The following is a 14002-nucleotide window of genomic DNA, read 5'->3' on the forward strand; positions in this document are numbered from 1 at the left end:
GAGATAGAAACGTTGAATCATATGGCTTCTTCTGTAAAAAGATTAGTAGAACTATTTGTCGTATCTCTTAAACTGGGGCTGACTTCCTTTGGTGGTCCTACCGCGCATTTAGGTTATTTCCATGAAGAGTACGTACGAAAACGTAAATGGATGGATGAAAAAGGCTATGCAGATTTAGTCGCGTTGGCACAATTTCTACCGGGCCCAGCAAGTAGTCAGGTAGGGATTGGTATCGGCGTGGCACGGGCAGGAGTGCTAGGCGGACTGATTTCCTTTCTAGGTTTCACGATGCCATCCGTTGTAGCGTTGATCTTGTTTGCTACGCTTCTGGCAGGCTCGGATATTAGTGGGGCTGGTTGGTTGCATGGTTTGAAGATCGTGGCTGTGGCGATAGTTGCGCATGCGGTACTAGGAATGGCGAAGAATTTAACACCGGACGTCAAGCGAAAGGCCATTGCGTTATTTGCGCTCGTCGTCACACTTTTATGGCAAGCGGCCTTTACGCAAGTCGGCGTGATTATTCTAGCGGGATTAGTGGGGTTATGGCTGTTCAAAGCCCATGATGTGTCAGATTCTGTTTCAACCAAATTCCTCGTATCAAAGAAAATGGGAATCATTTGTCTTACACTGTTTTTCACTTTACTCGGTATTTTGCCATTGCTTCGGGAACTAACAGGGTCATACTGGGTAGCATTATTCGATAGCTTTTATCGAGCTGGTGCGCTCGTATTCGGAGGCGGTCACGTCGTCTTGCCTTTATTGGAGCAAGAATTGGTGCCAATGGGTTGGATTGGAAACGAGTCGTTTCTAGCAGGTTACGGTGCGACACAAGCGGTCCCGGGACCATTGTTTACGTTCGCTGCCTATCTCGGTGCAGTGATGAACGGTTGGCAAGGTGGATTATTTGCGACCGTTGCGATTTTCTTGCCCGCCTTTCTTTTGATCGTCGGAGCCTTGCCTTTTTGGGACGTCTTACGCAATCATCCGAAAATCAAAGGAGCAGTGATGGGTGTCAATGCCGCGGTTATCGGAATTTTACTCTCGGCGTTATACAATCCGATCTGGACAAGCTCCATTTTACGGGCAGAGGACTTTGCATTGGCAGCGATTTTATTCAGTATGCTGACCTTTTGGAAGATGCCTCCGTGGATCGTCGTGTTAGTTGGGGCGCTAGGCGGAACACTACTTTCCATATGGTAGAAAGGCAATCAAATGCGGTTGCTTTTTTGTTATATTGAATGAATTCTATAGAAAAAAGAGTTTTGTACATATGAATGCTTCATTATACCGAGCTTGCCGATTGTGGCGGATGACTTAAACGCTTCGACATCGCTTGTCCAATTAAGCCTGACGGAAACCGCTCGTCATAACGCTCATAGTGTATGCAATCGCTTCTGTATTATGCGCGTTTAGTCGGGATATCTGGATGTTTGTTGCACATTAAAGTAAATGTTGTAATACATTTTCGAACTTCAGTACTTGAATTAAAATAAGTTAAGACAAAACAATAATGTATACACTACCTACAATGAGTGATCTAAGTACCTCCTACTCACTAAGCAACTCTCCCTAACCCTTTTTAATTCAAATCTGCTCGAAAATAGGGCATGATAGAGATAGAGAGTCTGATTATTATTTTGAGAGGTGGATGTAAAGATGGAATATCGTATTGAGCACGACACGTTCGGAGAAATACAAGTACCAGCGGATAAGTTATGGGGCGCGCAGACGCAGCGCAGTAAGCACAACTTTAAAATCGGCGGGGAACGCATTCCGCTTGGTGTAATCCAAGCCTTTGCCCATTTGAAAAAATCAGCAGCGATCGCAAGTCATTCATTCGGCAATCTGTCCGAAGTTAAAATGAAAGCTATAAAAACAGCAGCAGAAGAGGTCATTGCAGGCAAATGGGACGAGCACTTCCCGTTGGTCGTTTGGCAAACAGGAAGCGGTACGCAGTCGAACATGAACATGAACGAAGTACTCGCTAACCGTGGGAACCAGTTGCTTGAGGAGTGGGGCGAGGAAGAACGCCTGCATCCGAATGATGATGTCAATAAATCCCAAAGTTCCAACGATACATTCCCGACAGCACTACATGTGGCGGGAGTTATCGCGGTTGAGCGCGAAGTATTGCCAGCAATCGATAAATTAGCTGCCACACTTCAGAAAAAATCCGAAGACTTTGCAGATATTATTAAAATTGGACGTACGCACTTACAAGACGCGACGCCATTGACTTTAGGACAAGAAATCAGCGGTTGGCACAGAATGTTAGAGAAAACGCACAGCATGTTGAAAACTAGTGTAGAGACGATGAAAGAACTCGCAATCGGCGGTACAGCAGTTGGAACGGGACTTAACGCACCAGCTGGCTTTGGCGAAAAAGTAGCGGAAGAAATTTCGAAGTCCGTGGGCATCGAGTTTACGTCTGCTCAGAATAAATTCCACGCATTGACGAGCTACGATGAAGTCGTCTATACACATGGCGCACTGAAAGCATTGGCTGCGGACTTGATGAAAGTGGCGAATGACGTACGTTGGTTGGCAAGCGGTCCTCGTTCAGGTATCGGTGAAATTACGATTCCAGAAAACGAGCCCGGCAGCTCAATTATGCCAGGTAAAGTGAACCCGACACAAAGTGAAGCGTTGACGATGGTTGTGGCACAAGTAATGGGGAACGACGCAACAATCGGTTTTTCAGCGAGCCAGGGGAACTTTGAATTGAACGTCTTCAAACCCGTAATTATTTACAACTTCCTCCAATCAGCGAAATTACTTGCTGACGGTATGATCAGCTTCAACGATAACTGTGCGGTAGGGATTGAACCGAACCGTGAAGAAATCGACAATAAAGTGAAAAACTCTTTAATGCTAGTCACAGCATTGAATCCGTATATCGGCTATGAAAATGCGGCGAAAATTGCGAAGAAGGCTCATACAGAAGGTACAACGCTGAAAGAAGCGGCACTTTCTAATGGTTTATTGACAGAAGCACAATTTGACGAATATGTAGACCCAAGCAAGATGACTGGCAACTCATAATTGTCACGAATTTGTGCGCTTGTTTATCCTGCAAATCTTGTATACTAATGACATAACCTCTATACGAAGGAGTCAGGAATATACATGAAAAAGAAGTTACTTGCAGGGCTGGCGGCGCTGACATTGATGCTTGCTGCATGTGGAAACGACGCTACAGAAAATCCTGCTGAAGTAAATCCACAAGATGCACAGGCAGAAGCAGGACATGATCACGGAGAACATTTGCCGAACGGTGATTTGCAGGAAGTGACCGCTTCGGCGGATATCCTGCCTTCATTCCTTGATGATAAGCCGGAAGACATGCGCATGGTCTATCAAGTGGCAGGCAACGCAACGGACATTTTGGAATACATGCCTTGCTATTGCGGTTGCGGAGACAGTGCTGGACATAAGAGTAATATGAATTGTTTCTTGGATGAAGTACGCGAAGACGGCTCCGTTGTCTGGGATGATCACGGCACACGTTGCCTAGTTTGCCTAGAGATTGCAGTAAAATCCGTGCAAATGAAGCAAGACGGCAAGTCGATGAAAGAAATCCGTGATGCGATTGATACGGAATATGGCAACGGAGAGTATGCGAAACCTACAGATACTCCAATGCCTGCTTGATTGATTGCATAAGCTGCAGATTCACTCTTTTTATTGGGAGTGAGATCTGCAGTTTTTTTGTTGCGCTCAATGTCCGCGGCCCTACACCTTACATTCCCAGATTTTATCGCCGCGCCATCCAAATCTTTAGCATTCGCGACTTCCGCTCAATGAATCACGCTTTCCGCTCAATGTAGCCCGGCAAGCGCTCTATGCGTAGCGTTATCCGATCAATCTTGATCCGCAACCGCTCATAGTTTCACGTTACCCGCTCAATGAACCCACGCATCCGCTCTATGTCCGCGGCCCTACACTTTACCTCCCCACATTTTATCGCCGCGCCATCTAATCTTTGGCATTCGCGACTTCCGCTCAATGAATCACGCTATCCGCTCAATGTAGCCCCGCAAGCGCTCTATGCGTAGCGTTATCCGCTCAATCTTGATCCGCAACCGCTCATAGTTTCACGTTACCCGCTCAATGAACCCACGCATCCGCTCTATGTCCGCGGCCTTACACCTTACATTCCCAGATTTTATCGCCGCGCCATCCAAATCTTTGGCATTCGCGACTTCCGCTCAATGAATCACGCTATCTGCTCAATGTAGCCCCGCAAGCGCTCTATGCGTAGCGTTATCCGATCAATCTTGATCCGCAACCGCTCATAGTTTCACGTTACCCGCTCAATGAACCCACGCATCCGCTCTATGTCCGCGCGTACTCGCTCATAGTCTGTGGTTGAGCGCTCTATGTGGGAGTGTACGCGCTCAATGTCGAAGCCTATCCGCCCTACACCAACAGTCCATCCCCCAAAAAAGCATCATATCCATTCATTTCATTGGCAAGCTAAAAGCATGTGGTATAATTTAGTTAAATTAGGCAGGAGGGGATTCTGATGATTCATTTTGTACAATTCGAAGAGCAGTATATACCGAAGATGGCCTCGTTATTAGCGGCGAGACATGCAGATGAACGACAACGTTTTCCATTTTTGCAGGAGCGCTTTGAGGACGTGGAACACGCAGAAGAACGTTTGCGTGAAGAATTGGAGAAACCGTATACAGGAGGACTCGTGACGTTGCGTGACGAAGATGTCATCGGCTATTTATTATACGAATATCGTCAAGATGCTACCCGAGGTCGTACTGTCTATGTGGGGTATCCGTCATTCGTCATTCATGAAGACGAGCACCCAAGATTAGCGCGATTGATGTATACCGAAGTGGGAGCGGAATGGGTCCGCAATGGGTACTTTGAGCATGTGATGGATATACCGGTCGGTAATGATGAATTAATTCTTGAAATGCTGGAGCAGTCGTTTCATTTCGAACAGCGCTTTGCGGCGTTGTCACTTGAACACTATCGTGCACAGCCAGGAGAGAATAGTCTCGTCAAGATGAAGGAACTGGTAGGGGAAGAGCAAAAAACATTGCACAAGATGGCGCCGTGGAACAGTTTGCATCAAGCGAAAGCTCCCGCGTGGAAACCGATTACTCAAGAAGCGTTGGATGCGGAGCGCGATGTGTTTGCGGCGTATGAAGGAAAAGAAGGTACGCGCAGCTGGGTCGCTGAGCAGGATCATGTACCTGTAGCTTTTCATCTATTTACACCGACAGATGCGCGCCATGCTATGACAACGCCGGATGAATCGGCCGTGCTTGTACAGGCGACGACAAATATTGAGTTGCGTGGACAAGGTATTGGTAAATCGATTGCGAACCACAGTTTCACTCAAATGAAAAATGCAGGTTATAAATATGTTATGACGGATTGGTTGACGGCGAATCATTTGGCATCCTATTTCTGGCCGAAGCTCGGATTCCGTTCGTACATGATTCGCATGGCGCGTACAGTGGATGCACGCATCTCATGGGCGGACGGACAATGACGGGCGTGAAGTTCGTCACATCATGGAGTGGCGGTAAAGACTCTGCGCTCGCCGCATATCGCGCGATCCAAGAGGGAAATACGCCAGCGATGCTGTGGACAATGTTCGAGTTAGATCAGCCGCATTCCAAATCACACGCATTACCACTGGAAATTGTTCAAGCACAGGCAAAGCAAATGGATATACCACTGATGATCCGAAAAGCAGACTGGGCTGGCTATGAAATACAATTTATAGATGCGATGCGCGTTGCGAAAGCACATGGTATTCACAAAGCAGTATTTGGAGATATCGATTTAGAAGATCACTTGCTGTGGGTACAGTCGATGTGTGCCAAAGTGGGTATGGACACATATCATCCACTTTGGGAAGAACCGAGACGTAAGCTACTTGAAGAATTCATCGCAGAAGGCTTTGAAGCCTATGTGGTCGTCGTCAATACAAAGATGATGCCAGCCGAATTTCTCGGTAGACGTTTCACACTTGAATTATTAGATGAACTCGAAGCACTCGGCATCGATAGCTGCGGTGAGTCCGGAGAATTCCATACGGTTGTTGTCGATGGACCTATTTTCAAGGAACGTATTCCCGTGAAAATGAATGAAACTCTCGAAAAAGACGGCTATGTATTTTTGAAATGTGAAATAGAAAAAGGAACTTCCACAGACGGAGAAATCGTCTGAGGAAGTTTCTTACTTTTTGCTTGGCCGACTGAATAAAAAGTAGAAAAAGGAGTAGATGTATAATGAATAGTAAGCGAATAGTTACAGAAGAAGATCTTCAAAAGTCTTTCGACATACGAAAAGCTGTATTTGTTCAAGAACAACTTGTTCCGGAAGAGGACGAGTTTGATGAATTCGATGTGCTGAATGAAGTATGCGAGCATATTTTAGTGGAACATGAAGGACAAGCGATCGCATCTGGTAGATTGAGAGTAGTAGATGGGATGGGGAAGTTAGAACGCATTTGTGTGTTAGTCTCTCATCGGAGTCTAGGCATTGGGAAGGTAATTGTTCAAGGGTTGGAGGATATCGCAAAGGACAAGGGATTGGTTTGGGTGAAATTGCATGGACAAACACATGCAGAAGAGTTTTATCGTAAACTTGGATACGAAACTACTTCTGATATCTTCATGGAAGACGGCATACCGCATATTGAGATGAAGAAAGAGTTAGCACTGTAGTTGGCGATAGGACGTATTCTATATTGAAAAGCCCCTAAAGTTAGAAGAGAAAATCTAACTTTAGGGGCTTGGTATATACTGCACGTAATTAACTATTTAATTCACTCACTTTTATACAGCTTACTTACGTAATTGGATTTCGATATTGATTTTCACTTCATCGCTTACGACGACACCGCCCGTTTCAAGAGCAGCATTCCATGTTAAACCGAAATCTTTACGGTTAATCTTCGTATGACCTGTGAATCCAGCAGCTTCGTCTCCGCTCATTGGGTCTTTGGCTATGCCTTCAAACGTTACTTGGAATGTGACAGGCTTCGTTGTATCTTTAATAGTGAAGTCGCCTGTTATGTCGTACGTATTATCTGACGTCTTCTCGATAGCGGTAGCTTTAAACGATAAGTTTGGAAAATTTTCTACATCGAAAAAGTCAGCTGAACGTAAATGATTGTCTCGATCAGGTTTGCGGGTATCAATACTGTTTGCATCAATTGTAAAATCGATCGATGCATCTGTTAAATCTTGCGGGTCCGCTTCGATGGTCGCTTGGAATTCGTTAAATGTACCTTTTACATTTGAAATCATCATATGACGTACGGAAAATTCTACTGTACTGTGTGCTGTGTCAACATTCCATATTGCTTTTGTCATGTAAATCTCCTCCAATAATTAATAGTTTTTATTTAAAATGTAGTACGATGCAGTCTATTCTAGATGAACTTTCCTTTGAATCTGAGAAACGAGTAATCAGGTGATGGCTTCGTTTTATACGTTTTTTAAAAGCATATTACTAGCACCTCTTACGAATTCATTACCCTTTTTTGTGAGATATATGCGTAATAATGAATTGCTTTGGACCTTTCAAGACAATCGTCATTTCTGCTAAAGGTTTTTCCGGATGATCTCCGTCATGATCACTCCTAGTTATGTGTTGAATTCAACCAATTTTTTGCTTGAAGCGCGACTTCCTGTGTCAGGCTATGTCCCGTAACCCAAGCTGTCGTAACATGTGCGCCTCTTTCTTCAAAGAGACGGATGACTCGTTTACTTTCAGATTCTGGCACGATCGGATCACGTTCACCTAGAGAAAGAAATACTTCGACATCGCTAAAATCTTGTGTTTCTGCTATATCTGCTGGGTACAGTGGTGCGAATAAAGCGGCTTTTTTGAAAGCGCCTGGCTGCTTAAGCATCATGTGTATAGCGATGTTTGAACCGTTTGAGAATCCAACAAGAACTGTATCTTCGAGTTTAAAGTCGTATTCTTTTGATTTCTCGACGATGAACTCATACAGTTCATTGCCGCGAAATTCAAGATCTTCCCAGTCGTACTGACCTTCACCGTGCCGTTTGAAAAATCTATTCATTCCATTTTCCTGCACATTTCCTCTGATGCCTAAAACGTTGTAATCAGGATGTAGTAGTTCGGCAAGAGATACCAAGTCTGTTTCTGTACCACCTGTGCCGTGGAGCAATACAAATACGGGTGCACCTTTTTTCTTTTCATTGTACAGATAGTTCACTGTTCTACCACTCCTTTAAATAAATATCCGATCGTTTTACCAATGGCTGTAATAGGGTGGATTCTTTTCATGGCTTCCATTTACAAAACTCCTTTTACACCGGTTATGAACGTGTTGTATCGAACGGACGAATCTGAGATTCAATATATTCACGTTTTGGTTCAAGGAATGGGGGAAGTGATAGGTTTTCACCTAATGTTTCGTATGGTTCATCTGTCATGAAACCTGGGCCATCTGTTGATAGCTCAATTAGAATATGACCGACGCGTGTATAGAGTGCTTCAAAGTAGAAGCGGTCTACATGACCGGAATGTTGTATTCCCATTTCATCATATTTTGCTTCCCAACTTTTGATCGCTTCATGGTCTTTCACTCTGAACGATACATGGTGGACTTGTCCATACCCTTGGCGGCCTGGTGTTGTATCATCAAATCGTAAAATGACCTGTCCTCCATTGCCACCTTCGCCTACGTCAAACCATGTGACGTTCTCTTCCGTAAGAATTGGCTTCATACCATACACTTCGGTGAGCATTTTTTTAAAGTCTTCAAAATAACTAACTGTAATTTCAATCGGGCCTAAACCGTAAATCGCATAATCTTCAGGTACGGGTCCATTTTTCCAAGGTGTACCTGGTGCGACACCTTCATTATTCTCATCCGAGAACAGTTGATATTTTTGTCCGTCCGCTTCTTGGAAAGGCAGTACCTTTTTTCCGAAGAGCTCTTGAATGCCATCATTTTCTACGCCGAACTCTTTGAAACGCTCTACGTAATATTCAAGTGCGGCGTCGCTAGGCACTCGAAGTCCTGTTCGGGAAATCGAGTTTGTCCCCGGTGTACCTTTCGGGTTATTCGGGAAGTCGAAGAACGTCATGTCTGTTCCTGGTGAACCGATATCATCTGCGAAAAATGTGTGATACGTTTGGATGTCATCTTGGTTGACTGTTTTCTTAACTAATCTCATGCCAAGTACGTTTGTGAAAAACTCATAGTTTCTCATGGCATCGTCTGTCATGGCGGTAACGTGGTGAATTCCTAGTAATTCGGTTGTCATGTGCTCAAACCCCTTTTTATTTATAATGAATTGATATGTTACGAATTCGAGATATTATATTAAAAAAACTAGATCTCACATTACATATTTTGTGCATGTAAACCTAATTTTTTTACATGTGTAATGAGTTGTTCTTTTTCTTGTATATCTAATCCGCTAAAAATTTCTTTTATCGCTTGTTTGTGAGGGGGAAAGATTTCATTCATCAGTTCCGTCCCATCGGTTGTTATGGACGCATGTGTTACACGTCGATCTTTAGGACACGGTTTTCTTTTGATTAAGTTTTTCTTTTCTAATTTATCGACAACGTACGTGATGCTACTACTTGCAATTAGTACTTGCTCACCGATTTTTTGTATCGGTTGATCACCTTTACTATAAATTAATTCTAAAACAGCAAATTCTGTTGTATTTAAACCTGAGCGTTTGATATCGTCTTCCACGCGTACTTTAATGGATTGCATTGCTCGAGTTAAAACTATAAATGCCTTTAGAGACAAATCTTCTTCATAACGATCTATATTTTGATTGTCCATGACGTTCTCCTTTTATCTCGAATTCAAGGTAATCATATAATAGGGATTTAATGATGTCAACTTATGCGTTTGTAAAGGGGGAGGCTAACGGTACTTTATCATTAGCCATCCAAACACTATATTCTACTAGTAGACTCCAATACAGAGCCATTTCACAGTGCTGAATCATTCTGGAAATTAAGCATAAAGTGACTCGCATCCTCGTAGACAGCGAAAACATATCCTTGATCTTTGAAAAAGTTCAGGATTTTAGGTAATGCTTCCAACGTTTGTGATTTTTCGTGCATCAATACGACTTCTTTATCAGAAGTAGTTTCCTGTTTAATGTTTTGTATGATTTGAGTGGGGTTGCCGGGAAGTTCCCAATCATGCGAATCGATCGTCCAATCCCACATTTTAATCTGAGCATCAGCTAGTTGTTTTCGTATTTGCCGGCTGTTTAATCCAGGTGCTGATCCATAAGGGGCACGAACTAAACGAGGCGTTGTTCCTGTTATTTCATGGATCAGATCAAGTGTTTCAACCATCTCGGGCACAAACTGTTGATTAGAGTAAAGTGCTTGATAATTGTGAGTCATGCTATGGCCGCCTATGTAATGACCTTCTTGTGCTACACGTTTTACACTTTCCTGTAGATGTTCTTTCTTTAAATTACTGCCTTGCATGAAGAATGTTGCTTTTACATCATGTGCATCTAGGATATCTAAAAACTGTTCAGTCCATTTGCTTGGGCCATCATCGAAAGTTAAATAGACTACTTTTTCCGATTCATTCTCTTCAGTAAGTATTTCGGTTTCATCGCTTTCAATTTGAGGAAATACTTCAGGTTCAGGATTCGATTGTTCTGGTGGTTTTATTGGTTCTAGTTCATCAATAGGTTCTGACTTATCGTTTGATGTCGGTGTTTCGATCTTATCGGGTACGATTTCTGGTTCATCCGTTGTATGAGGTGGCTCACGGAAAGAATAGGATGTCCCAACAAATAGTACAGTGCCTAATAGAACGAGAAGAAAAATTAACAGATAAAAATATTTTTTTTTAAGCTTTCGTCTTTTTCTTCGGACTGGTTGATGTAGCGTACTCATGAAATATATATCCTCCTATTATGGTGTGTTGAATAAACTATTCTCATCGTATGTATAAAATGGTCTTCATTTATAGGAAATACAGCAGACGAAATCAATCATCTGCTGCTGTCAAATAACTTACTGAATATACGTGTCTCCCACTAAAGCGTCCTGTAAAATATCTGAAGGAATTTCAAATGTGACGACACCCATATAACCTGGGGCCACTTCGTACTGATCAAAAGAAATGACGAGTTTATGATCTGCAGTAATATAGAAATCTTGGTCTTTTTGGATCGAACTGAACTCGAGGTCTGCTCCTTCAACAGCTACATACGTAGTGTTTTCGTCTTCTTCCATTTGTTTCTTCATCTCTTTTTGAATGTAAGTAGTAATGATCTCCACATAGGAATCATCCTTAAACAGACTCGGTAAGGTGAGAAGAATAGTATGTTGTTTATCAATCGTATCGTATTGCATCTCAGTGGAAGAAGATCCAGCCGTAGTTACTTTATACCGTGCAATGGATAGAATCTGTTCGGTGTCGGTTTTTACTTCATATCCCGAATCCATGCCAAAATGGCCGCCGCCAGCCTCTTCCATTTTTGCGAACTCTTCCTTAAATTTCGTAAAGAGCTCTTTATTTTCTTCAATGTATTTTTCATTTAGAGCAGTTTGCAATCCTTCATTTCTCAAACCATCGATTGCCGGTGTATTCAAGTTTGCTTGATACGTTTCTTCTTCCATCGTTAAGGTCTGTATAGTGAAAACTTTCACGATGGAACCAAGAACGGGGATGTTCCCGAGGGAATTGGCGAAAGTTGGGCTGACATTAATGCTGCCAACGAATAAAGCAGCTGCTGCAACGACTCCAATCGACCAATTCCTCAAGGGAGAGCTCTTCTTTTTCGGTTTTTTTGCTGCTTGAATAGATTGTTTTACTAAATCATCCAGTTCAGGAGGAATTTCAATAGCGTCATAATCTTTTTTTAGTTTGTTCAACCGTTTCATTCCAAATCCCCCTTTTCAATTTCTATACGTAGTTTTTTTAATGTTCGGTATAGCTTCGTTTTGACTGTGTTGATGTTTTCGTCCAAGATTGCTGCTACTTCTTCGATTTTCAAGTCTTCAAAAAAACGTAAGATAATCAACGATTTTTCATCAGCTGTGAGCGTATCAAGTGCATCAAACAAATCTATATCGGTCTGTTCATCTTCTGTTTGTGGTAAATATCCATCCAGTACTCCATCATCCATCACGATCATTCGTTGATGTTTTCGGATGAAATCGATGGACGTATTCACGAGTATTCGATAAAACCAAGTTTTTAAATACTTGATTTCATCCAGGCGATGAATGGATTTCAACGCTTTGAAAATCGAGTCTTGCACAATATCCAACGCATTTTCTTTGTTTTTTACATAGCTATAGGCGAGCCGATAATGAGCATGTTGATTTTCGATCAAGAATTGCTCTACCTTCTCCATTTTTTTATTTTTTGTCATGACAAACGGTTCACCTTCTTCAATTTTAAACATGTCGCGATCACGTCTTACTCATTTGACGGGTAGCTTCTGCAAAAAGTTTGGACTTTATATAAAAATAGGAAACATGATTACATATTACGGTGTACACATTATGAGAGTAAATGAGGTGTATGGTATTGAAGTGGAAGTGGATTTTTTAAAGCAATCGCGAGAGTTCTTGGTCATTCTTAAAAATCCTCCTCAACATGTAAAATGTACCCTTTGTAAAGGACAATTATAAAAAAGCCTAAGCTGCTTGTTGAAGCTGTCGTCTGTATTCTGCAGGCGGCAGCTTTTTCAAGTTCCACTGCCCGCGATAATGGTTATAGTACGTCATATAACTCTTGATTTCCCGCCTAACTTCTTCCATTGTCTCACAATCTTTTATATTGGTTTCATCCTTGAAGTGACCGAAAAATGATTCCTGTGGAGCATTATCCCAACAGTTCCCTCTGCGTGACATCGATTGTCCTAACCCCATTTTCTTCACTGCTGCCTGATACTTTGGGTTTGTATAATGAAATCCTTGATCTGAATGTATAAAGGCATCTGTCATTAAATGACGATGTTTCTTTAGTTTGCGAAGCGTATTCATTGCGATCTCCAAACCTAACGAAGAAGAAACTTCATAGGCTAAAATTTCATTCGTTTGGGCGTCTTTAATCGTTGACAAGTAAGCACGTTTGCCATTTCCATATGTCAAATAGGTGATGTCGGTCAATAATACCTTTCCAGCCACCCCTTGCTTAAACTCACGTTGTAACGTGTTTTCACATGTGCGGTGCTCTTTCGTCGCCTTTGCCATACGACGTGCTGGGTTGGCTTTGCGGATGGGACAGATGATATCGAATTTTTTCATAATCCGGCGAATGCGTTTTAGGTTATATGTAATGCCGTACTGATTTTCGAGTGTCATTTTAATTTGGCGTGCTCCTTTTTTTCGTCCTCGAAAATGATAGGCCCTTAAAATGATTTCCTTTACAACTTCGTCTGCCTGTTCGCGAGCGGCACGTTTCTGTTTAGATTTCTCTCCAAAGTGCCTATAGTAGCCCGAACGCGATACCTCCATAAGTTCGCATAAGTAGCTCACCAAACGTGCTAATTTATACTTTTGGATGGTGAAATTAATTAGTTCATATTTTAGCGTCGTTTGGATTGTGATTTCTTTTTCATCATCTGCCTTTCGAGTAGATCGAGCTTTTTTAACAGTTCATTTTCCGCCTGTAATAAGCGGTTTTTCGCTTCTAGACGTTCAATCTTTTCTTCGGATGTCAAGTCGCGTTCTGATGGACGGCCTGAATTGGTTTTTCGTGTGTCTTGTAAGCCTTCCACCCCGCTTTTTCTATAGGCGGCACGCCAACGCTTTCCTGCAGATTTAATCCGAACTGCTCCTATTAAATCGGCATCTAATCCAGCCTCTTCAAAAATGTCTCGCGGCAGTTTTCCTTTTTCATTTTCCGAAATAAAATGACGTTTAAACTCATCTGTATAGGTGATGGATTTATCACTAACAGCTTGTACGTTAGGATTGCATTGCAAGCGTGCTTGTTCTTTTAAGGTAAACAATCGTTCAGTCACATTCATCCGCTCCC

14 protein-coding genes are annotated in these 14002 nt (G+C 42.5%); 6 read left to right on the forward strand and 8 right to left on the reverse strand.

The annotated features are described in order from the left end of the window. Positions 1-21: 21 nt before the first annotated feature. The 6 genes from chrA to SporoP8_RS10655 all read left to right on the forward strand — a co-directional run bounded on the left by chrA (position 22) and on the right by SporoP8_RS10655 (position 6701). Complete coding sequence (gene chrA / locus SporoP8_RS10630; RefSeq protein WP_085133613.1) at positions 22-1200, forward strand: chromate efflux transporter; 1179 nt, start codon at positions 22-24, stop codon at positions 1198-1200. Between the two features lie 456 nt (positions 1201-1656). After that, the gene (gene fumC, locus SporoP8_RS10635) at positions 1657-3042 is read left to right on the forward strand and encodes a class II fumarate hydratase (RefSeq protein ID WP_085132472.1); all 1386 of its coding nucleotides are present in this window, start codon (positions 1657-1659) and stop codon (positions 3040-3042) included. An 84-nt stretch (positions 3043-3126) separates the two neighbouring features. Next, entirely contained in the window at positions 3127-3651 is a 525-nt protein-coding gene (locus tag SporoP8_RS10640; RefSeq protein ID WP_085132473.1) for a PCYCGC motif-containing (lipo)protein, read from the forward strand. Positions 3652-4525: 874 nt separating this feature from the next. Further along, positions 4526-5518 (forward strand): GNAT family N-acetyltransferase, encoded by a 993-nt coding sequence (locus SporoP8_RS10645; protein ID WP_232319136.1) that lies wholly within the window; start codon positions 4526-4528, stop codon positions 5516-5518. Then, positions 5515-6201, forward strand: coding sequence for a Dph6-related ATP pyrophosphatase (locus SporoP8_RS10650; RefSeq protein WP_085132474.1), 687 nt, complete (start codon positions 5515-5517; stop codon positions 6199-6201). The genes SporoP8_RS10645 and SporoP8_RS10650 overlap by 4 nt, the downstream gene beginning before the upstream one ends. 62 nt (positions 6202-6263) lie before the next feature. Next, the gene (locus tag SporoP8_RS10655) at positions 6264-6701 is read left to right on the forward strand and encodes a GNAT family N-acetyltransferase (protein ID WP_085132475.1); all 438 of its coding nucleotides are present in this window, start codon (positions 6264-6266) and stop codon (positions 6699-6701) included. 120 nt (positions 6702-6821) lie between these two features. Here SporoP8_RS10655 and SporoP8_RS10660 read toward each other — a convergent pair whose 3' ends face one another. The 8 genes from SporoP8_RS10660 to SporoP8_RS10695 all read right to left on the reverse strand — a co-directional run bounded on the left by SporoP8_RS10660 (position 6822) and on the right by SporoP8_RS10695 (position 13988). Further along, positions 6822-7352, reverse strand: coding sequence for a YceI family protein (locus SporoP8_RS10660; protein WP_085132476.1), 531 nt, complete (start codon positions 7350-7352; stop codon positions 6822-6824). 269 nt (positions 7353-7621) lie between these two features. Beyond that, positions 7622-8224 (reverse strand): alpha/beta hydrolase, encoded by a 603-nt coding sequence (locus SporoP8_RS10665; RefSeq protein ID WP_085132477.1) that lies wholly within the window; start codon positions 8222-8224, stop codon positions 7622-7624. Between the two features lie 103 nt (positions 8225-8327). Continuing rightward, positions 8328-9281, reverse strand: coding sequence for a ring-cleaving dioxygenase MhqE (gene mhqE, locus SporoP8_RS10670; RefSeq protein WP_085132478.1), 954 nt, complete (start codon positions 9279-9281; stop codon positions 8328-8330). Between the two features lie 80 nt (positions 9282-9361). Then, positions 9362-9817 (reverse strand): MarR family winged helix-turn-helix transcriptional regulator, encoded by a 456-nt coding sequence (locus tag SporoP8_RS10675; protein ID WP_085132479.1) that lies wholly within the window; start codon positions 9815-9817, stop codon positions 9362-9364. Between the two features lie 152 nt (positions 9818-9969). Beyond that, a complete protein-coding gene (locus SporoP8_RS10680) occupies positions 9970-10902 on the reverse strand; it encodes a polysaccharide deacetylase family protein (RefSeq protein ID WP_085132480.1) in 933 nt (310 codons plus the stop codon). Between the two features lie 120 nt (positions 10903-11022). Then, positions 11023-11895 (reverse strand): anti-sigma-V factor RsiV, encoded by an 873-nt coding sequence (locus SporoP8_RS10685; RefSeq protein WP_085132481.1) that lies wholly within the window; start codon positions 11893-11895, stop codon positions 11023-11025. Continuing rightward, on the reverse strand, positions 11892-12422 hold the full coding sequence (locus tag SporoP8_RS10690; RefSeq protein ID WP_157111249.1) for an RNA polymerase sigma factor SigV: 531 nt from the start codon (positions 12420-12422) through the stop codon (positions 11892-11894). Before SporoP8_RS10690 ends, SporoP8_RS10685 begins: the two co-directional genes overlap by 4 nt. 235 nt (positions 12423-12657) lie before the next feature. Next, positions 12658-13988 (reverse strand): IS3 family transposase gene (locus tag SporoP8_RS10695; protein ID WP_232319256.1). Its coding sequence is split into 2 segments (ribosomal slippage): positions 12658-13607 and positions 13607-13988, totalling 1332 coding nucleotides; the frame shifts between segments, so codons are not numbered across the junction. Positions 13989-14002 lie beyond the last annotated feature (14 nt).

Origin of the sequence: Sporosarcina ureae (assembly GCF_002101375.1) — a bacterium.
Lineage (GTDB): Bacteria > Bacillota > Bacilli > Bacillales_A > Planococcaceae > Sporosarcina > Sporosarcina ureae_B.

Bases quoted from the DNA above. Each gene is read 5' to 3' on its own strand.
- chrA (WP_085133613.1), top strand. From the start codon at position 22: ATGGCTTCTTCTGTAAAAAGATTAGTAGAACTATTTGTCGTATCTCTT.
- fumC (WP_085132472.1), top strand. From the start codon at position 1,657: ATGGAATATCGTATTGAGCACGACACGTTCGGAGAAATACAAGTACCA.
- SporoP8_RS10640 (WP_085132473.1), top strand. From the start codon at position 3,127: ATGAAAAAGAAGTTACTTGCAGGGCTGGCGGCGCTGACATTGATGCTT.
- SporoP8_RS10645 (WP_232319136.1), top strand. From the start codon at position 4,526: ATGATTCATTTTGTACAATTCGAAGAGCAGTATATACCGAAGATGGCC.
- SporoP8_RS10650 (WP_085132474.1), top strand. From the start codon at position 5,515: ATGACGGGCGTGAAGTTCGTCACATCATGGAGTGGCGGTAAAGACTCT.
- SporoP8_RS10655 (WP_085132475.1), top strand. From the start codon at position 6,264: ATGAATAGTAAGCGAATAGTTACAGAAGAAGATCTTCAAAAGTCTTTC.
- SporoP8_RS10660 (WP_085132476.1), bottom strand. From the start codon at position 7,352: ATGACAAAAGCAATATGGAATGTTGACACAGCACACAGTACAGTAGAA.
- mhqE (WP_085132478.1), bottom strand. From the start codon at position 9,281: ATGACAACCGAATTACTAGGAATTCACCACGTTACCGCCATGACAGAC.
- SporoP8_RS10675 (WP_085132479.1), bottom strand. From the start codon at position 9,817: ATGGACAATCAAAATATAGATCGTTATGAAGAAGATTTGTCTCTAAAG.
- SporoP8_RS10680 (WP_085132480.1), bottom strand. From the start codon at position 10,902: ATGAGTACGCTACATCAACCAGTCCGAAGAAAAAGACGAAAGCTTAAA.
- SporoP8_RS10685 (WP_085132481.1), bottom strand. From the start codon at position 11,895: ATGAAACGGTTGAACAAACTAAAAAAAGATTATGACGCTATTGAAATT.
- SporoP8_RS10690 (WP_157111249.1), bottom strand. From the start codon at position 12,422: ATGTTTAAAATTGAAGAAGGTGAACCGTTTGTCATGACAAAAAATAAA.